Raw genomic sequence first — 21062 nt, 5'->3', positions numbered from 1 at the left:
TAGCGTGATCGACAGCATTAGCGATGTGCTGGTCGTTTGCGACCTCGAGTGGCGGATTGAAGCGGTCAACGAATCTCTCTGTAAGCTGGTTGGCCAGCCGTGCGAGGCGCTGACCGGTCAGCCGTTCTTTCATTTGCTGGCCGAGAAAGATCGTGCGCTCTTCTGTGGTCGAGGCACGATGCCGCCTCAGGAAAAAAACGATTGCGAGTGCCAGATGGTGACGGCCGACGGCACTCTTACTCCGGTTTCATTCAATTGCACCGTGCGGCGCGACGCTTCCGGGCGGATTTCCGGTGTGGTGATTACCGGGCGTCCCGTTGGGGAGCTGCGCCGGGCGTATGAACAGCTGCGGCAAGCGCACGAGCAGCTCCAGCGCACGCAGCGACAACTTGTCCATTCTGAAAAAATGGCGTCACTTGGCCGTTTGGTCGCGGGGGTTGCCCATGAGCTCAACAATCCGATCAGTTTTGTGCTCGGCAACGTCTATGCGCTGAAGCGCTACGCGGAGCGGTTTCGTCGCTTCTTCGCTACCTGCGATGAATACGGCGCATTGCCCGAGGAGTTGCAACGGTTACGCGAGGATCTCAAACTCGACCGGACGCTGGCTGACCTGCCCCGGCTCATCGCCGGGCTTGAGGAGGGCGCGCAACGCAGCCGTGACATTGTCGACGCTTTGAAACGTTTCTCTGCCGTCGACGGAGGAGAGCGGCACGAGGTTGATTTTGGCGAGGTCATCCGGCGATCGGTTCATTGGGTACAGTCGGCAGTGCGCGGCAATTTCCGAGTCACGCTCGACTTGCCCGACGGTTTGCGGGTCTGGGGCAACAGTGGCCAGTTGCAGCAGGTGGTGATGAATCTAGTGCAGAACGCTGCTGACGCAACTGCCGGCCAACCGGACGGGCGGCTCACAATTACCGCGGCGGTGGAAGGAGATGGGTGGCGAATCGATTTCGTCGACAACGGGCCGGGCATCGCGCCGGAACATCTCCCTCATATTTTCGAGCCGTTTTTCACGACGAAACCGGTTGGACAAGGGATGGGACTTGGGCTGGCAATTAGCTACGGTTTGGTCGAGAAGATGGGCGGGAGGTTGTCGGCAGAAAACAACCATGAAGGTGGTGCGATATTTACTTTGTGGTTACCTATGGTAACCGAGTAATCAAGAATGCCTTGACATTAGTGTTGTTTCTTGATTTATCTTTTTGATTGATCGACATTTTTTGTCGGGATCTTTTCTGGCACACTTTTTGCTCTAGCCTTCGTGTGGATCAACACGGAGGAAGACCATGCACAGCAGCAAAAGGTGGTTTGTCGCATTTTTCTTTTCCCCAGCTTTAGCTTGGGCCCACGTTGGGGCGCATCCGGTTTCCGGCTTTTTTTCCGGACTTATCCATCCGCTGACTGGTCTGGACCATCTTCTGGCAATGGTTGCAGTCGGGCTGTGGGCGGGGTTGATGGGCGGTAGCGCCTGGTGGCGTCTGCCCATTGCCTTCGTTGCCGCATTGGTGGCCGGTTTCTGGGTTGCGCTTGAGGGCTTGGTTATTCCAGCCGCAGAGACGGGGGTGCAGCTGACACTCCTCGGGCTCGGGCTTCTTTTGGCTGCCGCAGTTCGCTTTCCACAGGTGGTCGCGATATTGGTAGTCGCCTTTTTTGGACTTTTTCACGGCTACGTTCATGGGTTGGAGGTTCCCGGAAGCGAGGTGGCGGTGGTCTATACCATGGGAATGGGGGTAACGAGCTTGGCGCTTCACCTCTCAGGAGTCGCTCTCGCGCACGGGCTCGTGCAACTCACCCGCGGGAAATTTTGGGCAGTGCGCACAGCTGGCATGGCAATCGCCGGGGTTGGTGCAGTTCTTCTTGCCTCTTGAGCGAAGAAAAGGAGAAAGGTGGTGGAAACATTCTACGAAGTGATGCGCCGTCAAGGGATCACGCGGCGCAGCTTTCTCAAATTCTGCAGTCTGACCGCTACCGCGTTGGGGTTGGGGCCAAGCGCGGTGCCGCGGATTGTCCATGCGATGGAGACGAAACCGCGCACGCCAGTGATCTGGGTCCATGGGTTGGAGTGCACCTGCTGTTCGGAGTCGTTCATCCGTTCGGCCCATCCGCTCACCCGTGACGTGGTGCTTTCAATGCTGTCGCTCGATTTTGACAATACGCTGATGGCAGCGGCCGGACATCAAGCGCTCGCGATCATCGAAGAGGTGCGGCAGAAGTATAAGGGACGCTACATTGTGGCCGTCGAGGGCAATCCTCCCCTCAACGAGGATGGTGTCTTCTGCATTCACGGTGGCCGACCTTTCATTGAGGAGCTCAGAGAGGTATGCGCCGACGCTAAGGCGATCATCTCCTGGGGAGCGTGCGCCTCGTTCGGGTGTGTCCAGGCCGCGAAACCCAATCCGACACAGGCTACACCGGTCCACAAGGTGATCACCGGCAAGCCGATCATCAATGTGCCGGGGTGTCCGCCGATTGCCGAGGTGATGACTGGTGTGGTCACCTACATGTTGACCTTCGACCGAATCCCTGAACTCGACCGCCAGTTGCGTCCAAAAATGTTCTATGGGCAGCGGATCCACGACAAGTGTTACCGCCGCGGCCATTTCGACGCCGGACAGTTCGTCGAGGCGTGGGACGACGAAGGTGCACGCAAAGGGTATTGTCTTTACAAGATGGGGTGCAAAGGGCCCACGACCTACAATGCTTGTTCCTCGATCCAGTGGAATGGGGGGGTGAGCTGGCCTGTGCGCTCCGGTCACGGTTGTATCGGTTGCTCGGAGGATGGTTTCTGGGATAAAGGGAGTTTCTACGATCGCGTCACCCAGATTCAGCCCTTCGGCGTCGAGGCGAACGCTGATCGTGTCGGCAAGATGGCTGCCGGTGCTGTCGGCGCGGCGGTGGCAGCCCATGCGGCGGTCTCTGTCCTCACGCGTCTGCGCAAGCAACCCGAGACAACGGAAACGGAATGAGTAGGGAGGACCCACAATGGCACAGATGACCACTCCACAAGGCTTTCAGCTCAACGACTCGGGGCGGCGGATTGTCGTCGATCCAGTGACGCGGATCGAAGGGCATATGCGGGTCGAAGTCAATATCGACGAGAACGGCGTGATCCGCAACGCGGTATCGACAGGAACAATGTGGCGCGGGCTCGAAGTGATCCTCAAGGGGCGCGACCCGCGTGACGCCTGGGCCTTTACTGAGCGAATCTGCGGGGTATGTACCGGCACCCATGCGCTCACTTCGGTGCGGGCAGTGGAGGATGCGCTGGGCATTACGATTCCGGAGAATGCCAACACCATCCGCAACCTGATGCAGCTTAACCTCCAAGTTCATGACCAACTGGTGCACTTCTACCACCTGCACGCACTCGACTGGGTCGACGTGGTTTCGGCTCTCTCTGCCGATCCGAAGGCCACTTCGGAGATCGCCCAGAAGATCTCCTCTTGGCCGCTCTCCTCTCCCGGCTATTTCCGTGACATTCAAAACCGATTGAAGCGTTTTGTCGAGTCGGGGCAGTTGGGGCCGTTCATGAACGGTTACTGGGGCCATCCGGCTTACCGTTTGCCGCCGGAAGTCAATCTCCTGGCGGTGACCCACTACCTGGAGGCGCTTGATTTTCAGAAAGAGATCGTGAAGATCCATACGATCTTCGGAGGCAAGAACCCCCACCCGAACTGGCTCGTTGGCGGGGTACCTTGCGCAATCAGCCTTGAACAGACGGGAGCGGTTGGCGCGGTCAATATGGAACGCCTCAATTTGGTGCAATCGATCATTGACCGTGCGGCTGAATTTATTGAAAAAGTTTATATTCCTGACCTGCTGGCGATCGCTTCTTTCTACAAAGATTGGCTCTTCGGTGGGGGGCTATCGTCGAAGAACCTCCTCTCTTACGGTGATATCCCGCACCGCGCGAACGATACCCGAAGTGAGAACCTACAGTTGCCGCGCGGTGCTGTGATCAATGGTGACTTTACCAAAATCCATTCCGTCGACCTGCGCGATCCCGAGGAGATCCAGGAGTTTGTTGCCCATAGCTGGTACACCTATCCGGACGAATCGAAGGGACTCCATCCGTGGGACGGCGTGACCGAGCACCACTTCGAACTTGGCCCGCGCACCAAGGGATCGCGCACGCGAATCGAGCAGATTGACGAAAACGGCAAGTATTCCTGGATCAAATCCCCGCGCTGGCGTGGCCATCCGATGGAGGTTGGACCATTGGCCAGGATGGTGCTCGGTTACCTCCAGCCGAAACAGTATCCCGAGATCCACGGATTGGTGGACATGGCGCTCAAACAACTCGATCTGCCGGTGCAGGCGATTTTCTCGACACTCGGCCGGACCGCAGCTCGCGGACTCGAGGCGCTCTACTGCGCCCATCTGCAGCAGCGTGAGTTCGCCAAGTTGATGGCTAACCTGAAGGCGGGCGATCTCACCACCGCGAATGTCGAGAAATGGGATCCGAGTACGTGGCCGCGTGAGGCGAAAGGGGTGGGATTCACCGAGGCGCCGCGTGGTGCCCTGGGTCACTGGATCCGCATCCGCGACGGCAAGATTGAGAACTACCAGTGCGTGGTGCCGACCACCTGGAACGGCGGACCGCGGGATCCGAAGGGGCAGATCGGGGCGTTCGAAGCGTCGCTCCTCGACACACCGATGCTGGTTCCCGATCAGCCACTTGAAATCTTGCGTACGCTCCACTCATTCGACCCGTGTCTGGCTTGTTCTACCCATGTGATCAGCCCCGATGAGCGCGAACTGATCACAGTCACCGTGCGCTAGGAGGTGCGCCATGTTGGCCAACGAAGACCAGCTCGAGATCGAACGGCGGGGCCGCCAGGTCAAGAGTGTCTATGTGTATGAGGCGCCGGTACGGTTATGGCACTGGATCAACGCAGCCGCGATCGTGGTGCTCGCTACTACCGGCTATTTCATTGGCCTGCCGCTTCCTTCAGTACCCGGGGAGGCGGCGACCAATTTCCTGATGGGCTATGTGCGGTTTGCCCACTTTGCTGCCGGCTACGTGTTCGCCATCGGCCTGCTCGGTCGCATCTACTGGGCGTTCGTCGGCAACCACCACGCGCGGCAGCTATTCATCCTGCCAGTGTGGAAGCGCGAGTGGTGGCGCGAGGTCGGGTACGAACTGCGCTGGTACCTCTTCCTTGAACGCCAGCCGAAAAAATACGTCGGCCACAACCCCTTAGCGCAGTTGGCGATGTTCTTCCTCTTCTTTTTGCTTGCGCTCTTCATGATCACCACCGGTTTCGCCCTTTACAGTGAGGGTGCTGGTCAAGGCCACTGGAGCGATACCCTCTTCGGCTGGGTGATTCCAGCTTTCGGCGGTTCGCTGCAGGTCCATATGTTGCACAGGACAGGAATGTGGCTGATGGTGATCTTCGTGATGGTGCATGTCTATGCAGCAATCCGCGAGGACATCATGAGTCGGCAGTCGCTCATCTCGACGATGGTGAGCGGTTGGCGGATGTACAAGGAGTGACGACAGTGGGCGAAAAGAGCCTCGATGCGTTGCTCCTTGGGATCGGCAACGTGCTCTGGGCCGATGAAGGTTTTGGCGTACGCTGCATCGAACACCTCCTTACCCGATGGATGTTGCCGGAGAGGGTGCAGGCGATGGACGGCGGGACGCAAGGGCTCTACATGCTTCCCTATGTTCAGCAAGCCGAGCGGTTGCTTGTCTTTGATGCAGTCGATTTCGGTGATGCCCCAGGGGCGTTGCGTGTCGTGGTGGGCGACGAAGTGCCCCGTTTTCTCGGCGCGAACAAGATGAGCTTGCACCAGGCGGGGTTCCAGGAGGTGCTTTTCGCTGCTGAGATGACCAACTCCTATCCCAGGGAGGTGGTGCTCATCGGGGTGCAACCTGCCGAGCTCGAAGACTACGGCGGCAGCCTCACGCCAGCTGTCAAGATGCAGGTACCGCGTGCAGTGGAGCTAGGGGTGACCTGGCTCGAGCGGTGGGGTTTGACGCCACAGCCGCGCACCGACGGGGAGATACCGCTGCCGTTTGACGCGGCGCTCGCGCTCGAAGCCTACGAGGTTGGGCGCCCGTCCCCGGAGGCGGCATGCCGTTTCGGTGACGAACGCTTTCTCGCGCTCGCTCTGCGGAGGTAACAGGGATGTGCCTGGGTGTGCCGATGGAGGTGATCGAGGCCGAAGGGTGGAGGGCGCTCTGCCGAGGAGATAACGGTACCATCGAGTGGATCGACTGCGCACTAGTCGGCCCGCAACGGGTTGGGACCTGGTTACTGGTCCACTTGGGAGTGGCGCGGGAGGTGCTTGAACCGGAGCGCGCCGCGCTGGTTCGCCAGGCGTTGGCGGCGCTCTCTGCTGCTCAGGCGGGTGCGTCGATCGATGTAGCCGCATTCTTTCCTGACCTCAATCGGGAACCGCAACTTCCTGAATTCCTCAGAGAGACAAGATCATGAATGAAATCTTGCTGGCACCTATTGATTCACGGGCTAAATTGGCCAAGGTGCTCACCCGGATGGAAAAAGGGGGGGCACGAATCGTCGCTGAAAATGATTACAGATGGCCCAATGGGCTATGCTGGGTACTCCTAACCGGTGACCCAACCAAGCAGCCCGAAGTCTTCGATGCGTGCGTGATTGTGCCTGAGGTGCTCGCTTCGCTCTTTTCTGGTGGAAGTGAGCCGCTTTTTGTTGTTAGCCCTGAATTTTCGGCTTATTGGCAGAAAGAGTGGGGCATCATGCGGGTACCAGCGTTGCTCCTCCTTCAGGACGGTAGGGAACAGAAGCGAATCGAAGGACTGCGTGATTGGGCCGAATATTGTGCTGAGGTGGCCGAGGCATGGCGTCACTTGGAACGTGACCCAGTCCCAGGAGAAAAGGTATGACGGCTTCCCATCCCTCTACTTCTCTGGTTTCCTTGGGGGGGCGGCGCCGTACTTTTCCGATCCCGGTGGTGGCGGTTGGACCCAGCACACAAAATGACGAAGCGCCAGACTTCCCCTTGCTCCCCAAAGAGATGCACACCTTTTCCGCCCCGCGAGGTTGGGAGTTGGGGCGAGAGGGATCCGCGGTCTCTTGGATGGAACGGTTCGTCGCAGCGATTGCGGCAAACCCCGGGGGACCAGTCGTTGCCTCAGTGATGACGGAGACACCCGAAGCTCGGCGTTGGATCGAGGACGCCTTTGGTGTCGGCGAAGTGATTGCCCAGGCAGCGGCGCCTATGACCTTGCGCGTTCGCGAAAGTGCCTTTCCTGGAATCTGGCACGAGATGGTTCTGGGCGAGGGTGGTGTTGTCCTTTGCGACGAGTGGCGCTATGCGCCAGAGGTGGAGTCGCTGATAGCGGCAATGGTGGCGACGTCGCTTACCGATATGCCTCCGCCCCGCTACCCTGAGGGATGTATGAATGCTCCCGCACTGGTCGAGGAGTTACGCTACTGGGCAGGTCGCGGCGTACTCGGGCGGGCTGTTCACGTCCTCAACCTGACGTTGCTGCCACTTACTGCTACCGACTTGAAGGTGATTGACGAGTGGCTTGGACCACCAATGGTTGCGGTGTCGATCCGCAGTTATGGTCAGTGTCGGGTCTCGAATACGCGGTTGCGCGATGTTTGGCGGGTGCGTTATTTCAACAGCATGGACGCCCTGATTCTCGACACCATCGAGGTGACCGCTCTCCCGGAGGTGGTTCGTGCAGCGCCAGAGGATTTGGCGCTGTCGCGCGAGAGGTTGGCCGATTATCTGGTGGAGTTGAGGTCATGACCCGTGAACCCATTTTCGAAGGGAGCTTTCGAGATGCTTCTGCCGGTGCAGTGTTGGAGTGTGGGGTCTGTTGGTGGCAGTATCGGCCCGAAGTAGGCGACCCGGAGCACGGGGTCCAGCCTGGCACTCCTTTTTCTGCTCTGCCGGAGGATTGGCGATGCCCCGAGTGTCAGGCACCAAAAATGAAATTCATGGTGACTTGCGAGTGACCTTGTGGCGCGAATCACCCGAATCAGCACTGGTGGCGGCGTGGCGTGCCACGGCGCAGCGGATGGCGGACGTGCCGATCTGCAATCCGGCGCTGATGGTCGAGGTGGTAGGGTTGCAACGCAGCGCGGTGGTGGACGATCACTGGGTGGCGGTGGTGATTGCACCGTGGACGGTGAGCATAGTGATCGTGCCGGCGCATGATCGGTGGCCGCAAGTCGCTCCAGGGGATCGCCACTTATGGCGTTTCCCGGCCGGTGCTTACGAATTTTTGGCCGCTGAGATGACCGGTGTGGGGATCTATCACACCTGTTCGCTCTTTTCTCCCCCAGTGGAATTCCCCGATCAAGATCAGGCGCGGCTTACCGCGTGGGCAGTACTCGCAGCGTTAACTCGCCCCCCAATTTCGTTGCCAGATGGTGTTTCAGAAGGGCAAAGATGATTGAGGTCGGTTTTTTTCGCCTCTCTCTGGCCTGGCAGCAGGCCTCGCACACCGTTGCAGTGGCTGAGAGCCGCCTGGTTCGTCCGCCGGTGGCGCGCCGCTTCGTTGGTCAGACGCCCGAATCGGTTGTCGAATGGGTCGGGTTGCTTTACGGCGTCTGTCGAACCGCGCAGCAATTGGCGGCAGAGGTCGTGCTCACTGCTGCCACGGGGCGTCAGGTGACGGTTCTGCCTGCGCGCGTTTCTGAGGTCTGGAAAGAGGCGGCGCGCGAACATTTGATACACTTGCTTCACCGCTGGCCGGAAGTTTCTGGGGAATCCCCCCAGTGGCACTTGTGGCATGAGTGGAGGGATGTTGAATCCTCAGACGAGACGCATCGGCGTCGCTGGGTCGAATCCTGTTTGGTGCCAGTGATTGCACCCTACCTGGCGCACTGGAAGAAAGCCGCCCCAAGGATTGGAGCGCGCCTTCGCTGCCGCTGGCAGCGGATCGTACACGATCTCGTTTTGCCAGCGGAGGCGCTCGTCGAGTGGCTGGCACTGAGCATCCGCCAGGAAGCCGGGGAGGCGGAGGTAGCGCTTACCACCGCGCGCGGGAAGCTGATCCATCGTGCTCGAGTGTGTGACGATCGGGTGGCGTGCTACGCGGTCGATGCTCCCACCGACCGTCTCTGTTTCGATGCGGCGGTTGTGCGCGAACTGATTGAACCTGTGGCCTGTTCTCGCCGCGAAGAGGTCGTTGAACTGGGACGGGCGGCTCTCGCGGCACTCGATCCGTGCGTCCCTTGCGAGCTGGAGGTGCGCGATGCATGAGATGGCGCTTGCCGAGAGCGTGGTTCGCTTGGCCGAAGAGAGTGCGCTGGCCGAAGGGGCGGCGCGGATTCGCAGCGTCATTCTGGAGATCGGCGCCCTGTCGTGCGTTGCACCCGAAGCGCTCCAGTTCTGTTTTGACGCCGTTTGCCGTGGCACCCTGGCGGAAGGGGCGGAACTTCGCATCGAGCGGGTGGAGGGTGCCGCCTACTGTTGGGATTGTCAAAAGCAGGTAGCGATCGCCGACCGCACCGATTCGTGTCCTCACTGCGGCGGCTATCGCCTGCAACCCACTGCCGGTACCGAAATGCGGGTGCTGGCAATCGAAATCGAATAGGGAGAGCAAAGATGTGCACTGTTTGCGGCTGTGGCTCCACCACGATCCAACCCCATACGCATGGCGGCGATGAGCATGAGGCTCTTTTGCACGAGCACCATCACGGGGATGATCACCCTCACCATCACCACCACCATGATCATCACCACCATCATCATCACGATGACGTTGATCACTCCCACGCTCATTACCCTCACCCCCTCGATTTCGGTGCGGGAGCGGCGCGGGCTCATGCGCCAGGGATGAGCCAGGCACGGATGGTCCAGGTGGAACAAGATATCCTGGCGTACAACAACCGCTTTGCGAAGGAAAATCGGCGCTATCTTGCTGAGCGGCGGATCCTTGCGCTCAATCTCGTCTCCAGTCCCGGTTCTGGGAAGACGACGCTCCTGGTGAAGACGATAGAAGCGCTCAAAGGGCGCTACCCGATCGCGGTGATCGAAGGGGACCAGCAGACGTCGAACGACGCGGAACGGATCCGCGCCACCGGCGTGCCGGCAATCCAGATCAACACCGGCAAGGGGTGCCACCTCGACGCCCACCAGGTGAGCCACGCGATCGAGGCGCTCGCCCCCCTTGAGGGGTCGATCCTCTTTATCGAGAACGTAGGGAACTTGGTCTGTCCGGCGGCGTTTGACCTCGGCGAGCACGCCAAGGTGGTTCTCCTCGCGGTCACCGAAGGGGAGGATAAGCCCCTCAAATACCCCGACATCTTCGCCGCTTCCGAACTGATGTTGGTCAATAAGAGCGATCTCCTTCCCTATGTGCCGTTCGACGTCGCGAAAGCGTGCGCCTACGCGGCGCGCGTCCGTCCGGGGATCGAAGCGATTCCGCTCTCGGCTTTGACAGGGGAAGGATTCGAGCAGTGGCTGACGTGGATCGAGACGCGTTGCGCGGCGCTCGCCGCTTCCTGATCCGCGGGCGGGTGCAGGGGGTTGGCTTTCGCCCCTTCGTCGTCCGTTTGGCGCAGGCGCTCGGGGTGCGCGGGTGGGTTCGCAACGTCGGTTGGGGGGTGGAAGTGGCGCTGACTGACGGCGATCCCCTCCGGTTCCTTGCTGAGCTCCGGCAAAAGGCTCCCCCATCGGCCGAGATCGAAGCGATCGAACCGTTCCCGGACACCAGCGCGATCGACCCTGCTCCGCTCGGTGCAGGGCGTGAGGATGATGCCCCTTTCGCGATTTTGCCTAACGTATCGGCAGGGGGAGTGGCGCTCGTCCCCGACCGCGCTGTTTGCCCCGACTGCCTTGCTGAGCTCTTTGATCCCAACGACCGGCGGTGGCGTTACCCTTTTCTCGCCTGCACCCAGTGCGGACCGCGCTACACGGTGAGCAGGTCTCTTCCCTACGAGCGAGCAGGGACGACGCTTGCCGCCTTTCCCCTCTGTGCCGCTTGTCATGCGGAATTCACCGATTGGAGCAACCGCCGTTTCCACGCCGAGACGACCGCGTGCCCGAGGTGCGGACCGAAACTCACCTTCCTCGACGGCGCGGGCGAGCCGCTTGCGGGGGACCCGATCGCAGGCGCGCTGGAGGTGGTGCGTGCAGGCGGCATCGTCGCGCTCAAAGGGTTGGGTGGCTTTCAATTGATGTGCGACGCCAACAACCCTGAGGCGGTGGCGCGGTTGCGGGCGCGCAAGCGCCGCCCAAACAAACCCTTCGCGGTCATGGCGCTCAACGTGGCGTCGCTTGAAGAGTGGCTGGCGTGGGATGAGGCGGCGCGCCGTTCCTTCGAAAGTGTGGTAGCGCCGATCGTCCTTGTCCCCCTGCGCCGAGAACTTCCTCCCTTGGCCGACCCAGCGCTCATGCAGCTTGCCCCGGGGCTTGCCTGGTTGGGGGTGATGCGGCCGACAACGCCACTCCACTATCTCCTGTGGCACGAGGCAGCAGGGCGGCCGACGGGGACCGCGTGGCTCAATGAGCCGCACCCGCTCCGTTTGGTGATGACGAGCGGCAACCGCAGTAGCGAGCCGATTGCCGCGGACGACGCCGAGGCGATTGCGATGTTGCGCGCCATCGTCGACGGCTACCTCACCCATGACCGTGCGATCGCCCAGCGGGCCGACGACTCGGTGGTACGCTTGACTGCCACGGGAGCACCCCTCATGATTCGGCGGGCGCGCGGTTTTGTCCCCGAGCCGGTTCCCTTCCCCGAAGATGGGGAGCCGGGTGTGGCGCTGGGCAGCGACCTCAAGATGGCGGCGGCGTTTGTCGTCGATCGCGCCGCCTACCTGACCCCTTACCTTGGCGAGCTTTCAAACCGCGCGACCTTCGACCATGCGTGGCGGACACTGACCTACTGGCAGCAGTGGCTGGGGGTGACGCCCCGCTGGATCGCACACGATGCCCACCCCGACGCGCTCTCACGCCGCTTAGCTGAGCTGCTCGCTGACCATTGGCGCGCAAAGCTCGTTCCGGTGTGGCACCACCCTGCCCATCTCGCGGCAGCAGTGGCCGAAAAGGGAGCAGTGACTCCGGGTCCGTGGCACGGTTGGACCCTCGACGGTTTTGGTTTTGGCGCTGACGGGAGCGCATGGGGGGGCGAATTGCTCCGCCTGGAAGCAGACGGATCGTGGCAACGTCTTGCCCACTTGCCGAGGTTGCCGTTGCCGGGAGGGGATCGCGCGACACGCGAACCGTGGCGGCTCGCGGTGGCGGTGCTCCATCGATTAGGCTACAGCGAAACAGCGGTAAGGCAGTGGTGGGAGCGGCGGGGCGAAGCGGTGGCGCAGCGGGGGTACCGGTGGCCGCAATGGGGTGAGGTGGTCCGGTTGTGGCAGTGGTTGCGCTCGGGAGGAGCGGTGGCCGAGACGACAAGCATGGGCCGTTGGTTTGACGCGATCGCCGCGCTTCTGGGGCTTTGTGGCTACAACACCTTTGAGAGTGAAGCGGCGATGCGCCTGGAGAGCGCCGCGTTTGCCGCTACAGGAGACGAGAAGGCGGTGGCTGCACGCGTTGCGTGCGCTCGAGATCGGCAAAGCGGGAATGGTTCCGTGCTCGACGAGGCCAACTGGTGGCACTGGGTGGCAGAGTTTGTGCTCGCCGAACCGATTGCCGCTGCCGTGGCCTTTCACCGCGGGGTCGCTGAACGGTTGGTTGCGGCGGCGCTTCCCCATCTCGGGTCTCAGTCGGTGCTCTTTGGCGGCGGCGGCTGCTGGCAAAACCGGCAGCTGGTGAGTGAAATGGCGGCGGTAAGCGCCCGCTATGGCGTGGTGCTCACGCTTCCCGAGCGCCTTCCGGCGAACGATGGCGGCATTGCGCTTGGGCAGGCGTGGTTGGCGCATCGTGCGCTTGAGCGATCGGGTAAAACGGAAAAGGAGCGAAGCGATGTGTCTGGCAATCCCTGCCGAAGTGGTTGCGCTCTTGCCTGAGAATCAGGCCGAAGTGGTCGTGGGCGGTACGAAACAGGTGGTGAGTACGGTGCTCTTGGATGAGGTGGCGGTGGGGGACTATGTGATCGTCCACGTCGGTTTTGCTCTGACCCGACTCGACCCCCAAGAGGCTGCGCGTACGCTCGCACTCATGGCGGAATGGGAAGAGGGGGAGGCGTGATGGCGGGGCTACGCTACATCCGGGAGTTTCGCGACCCGGCGCTGGCAAGACAGCTCGCGCGCGCCATCGCCGCCGAGGTCGACCCCGCCCGGACCTACCGCTTCATGGAGTTTTGCGGCGGTCACACTCATGCGATCGCCCGCTACGGTATTCCAGCGTTGCTGCCCGCGAACGTGCGCATGATCCATGGCCCCGGATGCCCGGTCTGTGTCTTGCCGCCGGGGCGGGTAGCGCAGGCTATCGCGATCGCTACACTGCCCAATACAACCCTGTGCGCCTACGGCGACGTGCTGCGGGTCCCCGCAGGCAAAGGGGAGTCGTTGCTTGCAGCAAAAACGCGCGGCGCCGACGTGCGGATGGTCGGATCGGCGCTGGAGGCTGTGGCGCTTGCAGAAGCGGAACCGGCGCGCGAGGTGGTCTTCTTCGCAATCGGCTTTGAGACCACGACGCCGCCCACTGCGGCCGCGATTCTTGCCGCCGAGGCGAAGGGGTTGCGCAACTTTTCGGTGCTCTGTTGCCATGTTTTGACGCCGTCAGCAATTATGAGCATTCTCGAATCGAGTGAGGCTCGGCGATGGGGAAGTGCGCGGCTCGATGGCTTTGTTGGGCCGGCCCACGTATCGGTGGTGATCGGGTCTCGTCCCTACGAATTTTTTGCCGAAGAGTACCAGAAACCGGTAGTGATTGCTGGCTTCGAACCGCTTGACGTTCTCCAGGCTCTCCATATGCTGGTGCGGCAGGTCAATGCGGGGCGCGCCGAAGTGGAGAACCAGTACACGCGGGCGGTAACCCGCGACGGGAACCAGAAGGCGCAGGCGCTTGTTGCTGAAGTCTTCGAATTGCGTAAGACATTCGAGTGGCGCGGCCTCGGGGTGTTGCCTTACTCGGCATTGCGGATTCGTTCTTGCTATGCCCAGTTCGACGCCGAAGTGCGCTTTGGCGTCGCAGCGCCGTCTATCCCTGACCACCCGGCGTGCGAGTGCGGCGCAATCCTGCGCGGCCATAAGGAGCCTCGCGACTGTAAGCTCTTTGCTAAAGCGTGTACCCCTGAGCGGCCGCTCGGTTCATGCATGGTCTCGTCCGAGGGGGCTTGCGCCGCCTACTACCACTATGGTCGTTTCCACGAGCGGGCGACACATGCCGAAGCGGAGACCGTCTAATGCGTATCCTCATGCTCGTTCACGCCTTCAACAGTCTGAGTCAGCGAATCTTCGCCGAACTGCGCCGCGATGGTCATGAGGTGAGCATCGAGTTCGACATCAGCGATGCGGTCACCGAAGAGGCGGTGGCGCTGTGGCAGCCGGAGGTCATCGTTGCGCCATTTCTCAAACACAAAGTGCCGGAGTCGGTATGGCGGGCGGTACCAACGCTGATCCTCCATCCTGGCCCTCCGGGCGACCGCGGTCCGAATGCGCTTGACCACGCCATCCTCCGCAACGAGGCGCAGTGGGGGGTGACAGTCTTGCAAGCGGTGGCAGAGTACGATGCCGGGCCAATCTGGGCGGCACTCAGCTTCCCGATGCGCCAAGCGCGCAAAGCCGATCTCTACCGTCGCGAAGTGACCGAAGCTGCGGTAACTGCATTCCGTGAAGCGCTGGCACGCCTGGCGCGTGGCGACCACCCGGAGCCGTCTCCCCCCGGTATCTTTCGGCCGGCACTTTCTGCAGCCCAGCGTACGATCGACTGGGCCGCAATGACAACCGACGAGATCTTGCGTATTGCCTGCGCCTCCGACAATGCACCCGGTGCGATTACCTCCCTTTTCGGCGAACAATGCCGGATCTTCGACCTTCATCCCGAAGAGGGGGGGGGCGGTAAGGGGAAGCCCGGCGAGGTGGTGGCGCGGCGTGACGAAGCCCTTCTCGTTGCCACCCGAGACGGTGCGGTTTGGGTTGGGCAGGTGCGGCGCACCGGTGGTCTCAAACTCCCTGCGCTGGTGGCTTTTCCCGAAGCAGCCGAACTTCCGCAATGGTCCCTCAACGGTTATTGGGAAGCAACTGTTCCTACTTGGCAGGAGATCGCCTATCGCGAAACAGGGGCGGTGGGGTTCTTGCGTTTTTCATTCGCTAACGGCGCCATGAGCACAGCGCAGTGCCGTCGGTTGCTCGCGGCGCTCGAATGGGCATTTTCTCGCCCCACGCGGGTATTGGTGCTGGAAGGGGGCGAGGGGTTCTGGAGCAATGGCATCCATCTGCATGTCATCGAGGCGGCTGAGCGGCCTGCCGATGCGTCGATGGCCAACATCGAGGCGATCGACGACCTTGCCGAGGCGCTGATCCGTCACACTGGCCAAATCACTATTGCCGCGCTCGCCGGGAACGCCGCGGCGGGTGGCTGTTTCCTCGCCCGGGCATGCGATATCGTTTGGGTGCGCCGTGGTGTGGTCCTCAACCCCCACTACAAGAACATGGGCAACCTTTACGGCTCAGAATTCTGGACTTACCTTTTGCCCAGCCGATTGGGTAATGACGGCGCAAAGCGCCTCATGGCCCACCGTCTGCCGATCCTCGGCGAAGAGGCGGTGGAATTGGGTTTCTATGACGCAGTTTTACCTTCTGAGGGATTTTCTGAGGGGGTAGCGGCCCGCGCCGCGGCGTTGGCAGCAGACGAAACAGCGGTGACTACTTTTCTTGCACGCAAGGTGGCGCAACGCGCCGCTGACGAGGCGGCGAGACCCCTTGCCGATTACCGCCGCGAAGAGCTCGAAGCCATGGCGCGCAACTTTTACGGCTTCGACCCGGCTTACCATGTGGCCCGTTACCACTTCGTCCACAGAACCCCCCACTCGTGGACACCACTTCATCTCGCCCGCCACCGCCAAGGAAATCGCATCGCAGTGAGGCAACTCAACGCTCACCTTGCTTGAAATCTTGAGGAAATAGAACAATGCCGACCAAACGGTGGTCAAGAACGCTCGATCGGGAAAAAGGCTTGGTGTCGCTCGCCCACGGGGCGGGGGGACGTGCGACGGCGGAGCTCATCGCCGAACTCTTCGTCCGCTACTGGCACAATGAGTGGCTTGCCCAGGCGGAAGATGCGACCCGTCTTCCGCCGCTTCCGCTAGGGCAAGTGCCGGTGGTGAGTACCGACCTCCACGTGGTGACGCCGCTCTTTTTTCCCGGCGGAGACATCGGGACGCTTGCCGTCAATGGCACGGTGAACGACCTCGCGGTGCGCGGGGCGATTCCCCTCTATTTGACTATTGGCGTACTTCTTGAGGAGGGGTTTCCGCTCGCGACGCTCGAAGAGGTTGTCGCGAGCGTTGCCCGGGCGGCGCAAACGGCGAACGTCGCGATCGTTGCTGGCGACACCAAAGTGGTCGAACGGGGCAAGGGGGACGGAGTTTACCTTGCGGTGACTGGGATCGGGAGCGCACCTGCAGCGTCCGAATGGCGGGCGCGGCAGATCCGTCCAGGTGACCACGTGATCGTTTCAGGTACGTTGGGCGACCACGGCATCGCGATCATGGCAGCGCGCCAGGCGGTATCGTTAGAGGCGCCCGTTTGCTCCGATTGCGCGGCGCTCACTCCGCTCATTGCCGCGATGCGGGCCAGTGGCGCTGCGATACGGGCGATGCGCGACCTCACCCGTGGGGGGCTAGCGGCGGCGGCCAACGAGATTGCGCAGCTTGCCGGGGTCGGGTTTGTCTTCGACGAAGCGGCGATTCCCGTTCGCGACGCGGTAGCCGGCGCTTGCGAACTCTTGGGCATCGAACCGTGGCACCTCGCCAACGAGGGCAAACTCCTCGTGATTTGCGCGCCGGAGTCGAGCGAAGCGCTGCTGGCGGCGATGCGCGCTCATCCCTTGGGGCGCGAGGCGACGCTGATCGGCGAAGTCGTGGCGGACGAGCACTGTTTCGTTCAGTTGCGCACCCCTTTTGGCGGGTTGCGACTGCTCGACTGGCTCCACGCCGACCCCCTCCCCCGGATCTGCTGACCCGCTCCGTGTTAGCCGTTCGCGCGAAGTGCCGCGAGCTTCTTGTCGCGAAACTCGGTAAGCCAAGCGGAATTTCCGCTAAAATCCGGCTATTTGTGTTGAATGAACGACGATGAGCGAATCGATCTGGGAAGCGCTCCTTCTGGGGCTTCTGGAAGGGGCAACTGAGTTTTTGCCGATCTCCTCGACGGGCCATCTGATTCTGGCACAGGCGTGGCTGGAGAAAACGAGCGACGCCGACAAGAGTTTCGCGATCGCGATCCAGCTCGGGGCGATCCTCGCCGTCTGCTGGCACTACCGGGGGAGAATCGCCGCGGTGGTGCGCGGCTGGTTCGTGCGTGAGCCGGCGGCGGTGCGCTTGACGGTGAATCTTCTCCTCGCGTTTCTGCCTGCAGCTGTCGTCGGTCTGCTTGCCGGCAAGGCGATCAAAAATTATCTCTTTTCCCCTGCGGTCGTCGCGACGACGCTGGCGTTGGGGGGCGTGGCGATCCTGCTCATCGAGCGCTTTCGCCCGCAGCCGAGGATTTCGACCGTCGACGAGATGGATTGGCGGGACGCCCTCAAGGTGGGGTGCGCACAGACGCTCGCGCTGATTCCGGGGACGAGCCGTTCGGGGGCGACGATTCTCGGGGGGCTGCTCTTTGGCCTGTCGCGTACGGCGGCGACCGAGTTCTCCTTCTACCTCGCGATTCCGACGATGTTCGCAGCGACCCTCTATACGCTCGCGAAGGATTGGTCTGCGCTCTCAACAGCACAGCTCGGTGAGATCGCGGTGGGGTTTGTCGCAGCCTTTCTCTCTGGACTCGTCGCGGTGCGTTGGCTGTTGCGCTACATCAGCCACCACTCGTTTGCCCTCTTTGCCTGGTATCGCATCGCGCTCGCCGCGGTGGTGTGGTGGGTCCTCATTCGGTAAAGGAGCAGGAGATGCGTGAAAGCATGCGCGGTGTTGAGAAAGCGCTTGAACATACCCTCTTTGCCTCCCGTTGGTTGCTCGCGCCGGTCTATTTGGGGCTCGTGGGGGCGCTTCTCGTGATGCTCTACAAATTTGCGAAGCAGGGGTGGGGGATCGTCGCGATTCTGCCGACGGCATCCTCGTCGGAAGTAATCGTCGGGGTGTTGTCGCTCGTGGACGCGGCGTTGGTGATGAACCTGATCCTCATCATCATCTTTAGCGGCTACGAGAACTTCGTCTCAAAGATGGACGACCTCCACAACCACGAAGACCGCCCCGACTGGATGGGGCATATCGGTTTTGCCGATATCAAGATCAAACTGATCGGGTCGATCGTCGCGATCTCGGCGATTGAGCTCCTCAAGTCCTTTCTCAACGTCCAGCAGCTCGAAGACCGCGTATTGATGTGGCAGACGGGGTTGCACCTCGTCTTTGTTGTTTCAGCGCTCCTCTACGCGATCATGGATCGGGTACAGCGCGGGGGGGAGAGCGGTCACTGAGCTTCACCCAGCCGCTCGAGCACGCGGGTAAGGGCCTGCACGATCGCGTTTTGCCGTTCGGGTCGTTCAAGGCCCGGACCGCTCACAACGAAGGCGTCCTCGATCCGCTCGCCAGCGGTATGAATCCGGGCGAGGTGGATCGAGACGTCCCAGTGGGCGAGTGCGGTGACGAGCGCAAGAAGCGTCCCGGGGCGGTCGAGTGCGACCACCGTGAGGACAAAGCGGTTGCCGCTCTCATCAGGTGCAAGCGTAATTTGCGGCGGAAAGCCGAAGTGGCGCACCAAGCGCGGTAACCGCCGCGGGGCGCAGCGTATCGGCGTGAGCGGCTGGTTGCGGTCGAGCGCTGCGAGCAGTTCGTATTCGAGGAGTGCGAGCGACTCGCGTGGGGCGTGGTCCGGGGGGAAGTCGAGCACGAAGGTGTCGAGCGCCCAATGGTCGGGCGTCGTGTAGATGCGCGCTTCCCAGATGTCGGCGTTGAGGCAGTAGAAGACGTCGAGGAGCCGCACGAGGAGCTGGGGCGCGTCGGGGGCGAAGACCATCACCTGCACGCCGCTGCCGTCGGGGAGGAGCCGCGCCCGCACCACCGGTTCGCGTTGGCAATGACGCCAGTAGAGGAGACGGGTGTGCCACGCGATCGTCTCGGGGTGGTGGCGGAGGAAGTAGTCGGGGCCGAGGCGCTGCCATAGGCTCGCCTCTTCGCCGGGGCGAATGCCGTGAAAGCGCAGAATCGCGCGCGCCTGCTCCTGCCGCTCCGCGAGGGGGTCGGGGCGGGTGGTGGGTGCGCCGAGGCCGCTTCCTTCGCGCCGCAGCCAACTGCGCGTCGCGTGGAAGAGGTCCGAAAGGAGCCGCGCCTTCCACGGGGTCCACACCTTGGCGCTCGTCCCGCGGATGTCGGCGTGGGTCAGCAGGTAGAGGGCGATCAGCCGCCGCTCGTTCCCAACGATCGCGGCAAACCGTTCAATCGTCGCCGGGTCGGAGATATCCTCCTTCTGCGCGATGCGGCTCATCGTGAGGTGTTCGGCGACGAGCCACGAGACGAGCTCCACCGCTTCCGGGGCGATCGGGTGGGTGGAGAGAAAAGTGCGCGCGAGTTCCGCGCCAATCACGCTGTGGTCGCCCCCGCGCCCTTTGCCAATGTCGTGGAAGATCGCCGCGAGGTAGAGGAGCCACGGTTCGCCAAATTCGCCCATCAGCGCGGTCATCTCGGGATATTCGTGGGCGTGCTCCTCCATGGTGAACCGCCGCAGGTTCCGGATCACCATCAGAGTGTGGAGGTCGACGGTGTATTCGTGGTAGAGGTCGTACTGCATCTGGCAGACGATCTTGCGCCACGGCGGGAGGTAGCGCGAGAGGATCCCGAACTGGTTCATCCGCCGCGTCTCATGGACAATGCCGCGCGGCTGCTTGAGGAGCTCGAGAAAGAGGCGTTGATGTTCGGGAACGAGGTGGTACTCGGGGGTGATGCGGTCGCGTTCGGCCCAGAGGCGCCGTGCCGCCCGCGCGGTGAGCCCCGAGAGTTCAGGGTGTTGCGCCATGCGGAGAAAAAGCGCCAAAAACGCCTCCGGGTGGTCGGCGAAGAGGTTGTCGTCCTTGAGGTCGAGGCGGTTGCCGCGGCGCACGAAAAAGCGGTCGAGCGGTTCAATCGCCTCGTCCGCGGGCGGTGCAAGCCGTTCGGCAAACGACGCCATCAGCACGGTGTTGAGCTGCAGGACGATCTTGGCGTTGAGGAAGTAGCGCCTCATGAACCGTTCGGCGGGGCGCTGCTCGCCAGTATGCTTGATCCCGAGCCGCTCTGCGAGCGCACTTTGGTAGTCGAAGAGGAGCCGATCCTCGCGCCGCCGACTGAGCAGATGGAGCTCGATCCGAACCCGCGCCAAAAACCGTTGGCAGCGATCGAGTTCCCGCGCTTCCTCAGCGAGCAGCAACCCCGCTTTCGCGAGCGCCGCCCACCGGCCACGGTAGCCGAGCGCCTGGGCGATCCAGAGCAGCAGGTCGAGGTCGCGTTGCCCCCCCGGGTGCTCTTTGAGGTTCGGTTCGAGCGCATACGGGGAGAGCCAGCGGCTGTGGCGCCGCTCCTGTTCTGCCGCTTTGGCGCGGTAGAAGGCAAGCGGCTCGAGCTGGGCGCGCAGGGCCCGCGCCAGGCGGGTCGCAAGTGTCGCACTCCCCACCACCCTTCGCCCCTCGAGGAGGTTGGTCTGCACCGTGATCTCCTCGGCGGCAAGTTCGAGCGCCTGGTCGACGGTGCGCACGCTCATGCCGACCTCGAGTCCGACATCCCAGAGTGCTGCGACAAACTGCTCGGCTTGCGCCTGCTCCTTCTCATCGAGCTCGTGGGGGACAAGGAGCATCAAGTCGACGTCGCTCATCGGAAAAAGCGCCCGTCGGCCGTACCCCCCGACAGCCAGCAGCGCTGCGCCGCGCGGCAACGGCACCACGTGGGTGAGCCCGGCAAGGGTCGCATCGACGAGCCGCGCGTGGGCGTGGAGGTAGCGAAACGGGGTGAGAGTCCCGTTCAGAAACGCGGCCGCAAGTTCCTTTCTTCCCTCAGTGAGGCTTTGGGCGAGCGCGGCGAACGGGCGATTCAC

At 62.2% G+C, this 21062-nt stretch carries 22 protein-coding genes; 21 read left to right on the top strand and 1 reads right to left on the bottom strand.

Going from position 1 to position 21062, the window contains the following annotated elements; all coding sequences use genetic code 11:
- The 21 genes from ACYQ6T_RS06835 to ACYQ6T_RS06735 form a co-directional block, all read left to right on the top strand.
- Positions 1 to 1159: PAS domain-containing sensor histidine kinase (locus ACYQ6T_RS06835; RefSeq protein WP_459829159.1), on the top strand; the 1159-nt coding region annotated here is incomplete at its 5' end.
- Positions 1160 to 1286: 127 nt separating this feature from the next.
- The gene (locus ACYQ6T_RS06830) at positions 1287 to 1868 is read left to right on the top strand and encodes a HupE/UreJ family protein (RefSeq protein WP_459829156.1); all 582 of its coding nucleotides are present in this window, start codon (positions 1287 to 1289) and stop codon (positions 1866 to 1868) included.
- A gap of 21 nt (positions 1869 to 1889) precedes the next feature.
- Complete coding sequence (locus tag ACYQ6T_RS06825; RefSeq protein WP_459829154.1) at positions 1890 to 2966, top strand: hydrogenase small subunit; 1077 nt, start codon at positions 1890 to 1892, stop codon at positions 2964 to 2966.
- Between the two features lie 16 nt (positions 2967 to 2982).
- Positions 2983 to 4782: a nickel-dependent hydrogenase large subunit gene (locus tag ACYQ6T_RS06820; RefSeq protein WP_459829152.1), complete on the top strand. Its 1800-nt coding sequence runs from the start codon at positions 2983 to 2985 to the stop codon at positions 4780 to 4782.
- A 10-nt stretch (positions 4783 to 4792) separates the two neighbouring features.
- Entirely contained in the window at positions 4793 to 5497 is a 705-nt protein-coding gene (gene cybH, locus ACYQ6T_RS06815) for a Ni/Fe-hydrogenase, b-type cytochrome subunit (RefSeq protein WP_459829149.1), read from the top strand.
- Between the two features lie 5 nt (positions 5498 to 5502).
- Complete coding sequence (locus ACYQ6T_RS06810) at positions 5503 to 6129, top strand: HyaD/HybD family hydrogenase maturation endopeptidase (RefSeq protein WP_459829147.1); 627 nt, start codon at positions 5503 to 5505, stop codon at positions 6127 to 6129.
- A gap of 5 nt (positions 6130 to 6134) precedes the next feature.
- Positions 6135 to 6443 carry a HypC/HybG/HupF family hydrogenase formation chaperone gene (locus ACYQ6T_RS06805; protein ID WP_459829144.1) on the top strand — a complete coding sequence of 103 codons (309 nt, stop codon included), beginning with the start codon at positions 6135 to 6137 and terminating at the stop codon, positions 6441 to 6443.
- The gene (locus tag ACYQ6T_RS06800) at positions 6440 to 6871 is read left to right on the top strand and encodes a thioredoxin domain-containing protein (protein ID WP_459829142.1); all 432 of its coding nucleotides are present in this window, start codon (positions 6440 to 6442) and stop codon (positions 6869 to 6871) included. Before ACYQ6T_RS06805 ends, ACYQ6T_RS06800 begins: the two co-directional genes overlap by 4 nt.
- A gap of 194 nt (positions 6872 to 7065) precedes the next feature.
- Positions 7066 to 7746 carry a hydrogenase expression/formation protein gene (locus tag ACYQ6T_RS06795; protein ID WP_459829140.1) on the top strand — a complete coding sequence of 227 codons (681 nt, stop codon included), beginning with the start codon at positions 7066 to 7068 and terminating at the stop codon, positions 7744 to 7746.
- Positions 7743 to 7955: a rubredoxin gene (locus ACYQ6T_RS06790; RefSeq protein WP_459829137.1), complete on the top strand. Its 213-nt coding sequence runs from the start codon at positions 7743 to 7745 to the stop codon at positions 7953 to 7955. Before ACYQ6T_RS06795 ends, ACYQ6T_RS06790 begins: the two co-directional genes overlap by 4 nt.
- The gene (gene hybE, locus ACYQ6T_RS06785) at positions 7952 to 8395 is read left to right on the top strand and encodes a [NiFe]-hydrogenase assembly chaperone HybE (protein WP_459829135.1); all 444 of its coding nucleotides are present in this window, start codon (positions 7952 to 7954) and stop codon (positions 8393 to 8395) included. The genes ACYQ6T_RS06790 and hybE overlap by 4 nt, the downstream gene beginning before the upstream one ends.
- Positions 8392 to 9207 carry a hypothetical protein gene (locus ACYQ6T_RS06780; protein WP_459829133.1) on the top strand — a complete coding sequence of 272 codons (816 nt, stop codon included), beginning with the start codon at positions 8392 to 8394 and terminating at the stop codon, positions 9205 to 9207. Before hybE ends, ACYQ6T_RS06780 begins: the two co-directional genes overlap by 4 nt.
- Entirely contained in the window at positions 9200 to 9541 is a 342-nt protein-coding gene (hypA, locus tag ACYQ6T_RS06775) for a hydrogenase maturation nickel metallochaperone HypA (protein ID WP_459829130.1), read from the top strand. Before ACYQ6T_RS06780 ends, hypA begins: the two co-directional genes overlap by 8 nt.
- Positions 9542 to 9552: 11 nt before the next feature.
- Complete coding sequence (gene hypB, locus ACYQ6T_RS06770; RefSeq protein ID WP_459829128.1) at positions 9553 to 10455, top strand: hydrogenase nickel incorporation protein HypB; 903 nt, start codon at positions 9553 to 9555, stop codon at positions 10453 to 10455.
- Positions 10407 to 12908 (top strand): carbamoyltransferase HypF, encoded by a 2502-nt coding sequence (hypF, locus tag ACYQ6T_RS06765; protein ID WP_459829126.1) that lies wholly within the window; start codon positions 10407 to 10409, stop codon positions 12906 to 12908. The genes hypB and hypF overlap by 49 nt, the downstream gene beginning before the upstream one ends.
- Complete coding sequence (locus ACYQ6T_RS06760; protein WP_459829124.1) at positions 12865 to 13089, top strand: HypC/HybG/HupF family hydrogenase formation chaperone; 225 nt, start codon at positions 12865 to 12867, stop codon at positions 13087 to 13089. The genes hypF and ACYQ6T_RS06760 overlap by 44 nt, the downstream gene beginning before the upstream one ends.
- On the top strand, positions 13089 to 14249 hold the full coding sequence (gene hypD / locus ACYQ6T_RS06755) for a hydrogenase formation protein HypD (RefSeq protein ID WP_459829122.1): 1161 nt from the start codon (positions 13089 to 13091) through the stop codon (positions 14247 to 14249). Before ACYQ6T_RS06760 ends, hypD begins: the two co-directional genes overlap by 1 nt.
- Complete coding sequence (locus ACYQ6T_RS06750; protein ID WP_459829119.1) at positions 14249 to 15955, top strand: enoyl-CoA hydratase-related protein; 1707 nt, start codon at positions 14249 to 14251, stop codon at positions 15953 to 15955. Before hypD ends, ACYQ6T_RS06750 begins: the two co-directional genes overlap by 1 nt.
- Positions 15956 to 15975: 20 nt before the next feature.
- A complete protein-coding gene (hypE, locus tag ACYQ6T_RS06745; RefSeq protein ID WP_459829116.1) occupies positions 15976 to 17025 on the top strand; it encodes a hydrogenase expression/formation protein HypE in 1050 nt (349 codons plus the stop codon).
- Positions 17026 to 17137: 112 nt separating this feature from the next.
- Positions 17138 to 17938, top strand: coding sequence for an undecaprenyl-diphosphate phosphatase (locus ACYQ6T_RS06740; RefSeq protein WP_459829114.1), 801 nt, complete (start codon positions 17138 to 17140; stop codon positions 17936 to 17938).
- Positions 17939 to 17961: 23 nt separating this feature from the next.
- Complete coding sequence (locus ACYQ6T_RS06735) at positions 17962 to 18477, top strand: TIGR00645 family protein (RefSeq protein ID WP_459829165.1); 516 nt, start codon at positions 17962 to 17964, stop codon at positions 18475 to 18477.
- Here the strand turns inward: ACYQ6T_RS06735 and ACYQ6T_RS06730 are convergent.
- A complete protein-coding gene (locus ACYQ6T_RS06730) occupies positions 18471 to 21062 on the bottom strand; it encodes a [protein-PII] uridylyltransferase (RefSeq protein ID WP_459829112.1) in 2592 nt (863 codons plus the stop codon). The two genes, ACYQ6T_RS06735 and ACYQ6T_RS06730, sit on opposite strands and share 7 nt — an antisense overlap.

Source organism: Hydrogenophilus islandicus (assembly GCF_054657095.1).
The sequence above is the reverse complement of the archived record's forward strand: the minus strand, read 5'-3'. Positions and strand labels throughout refer to the sequence as shown.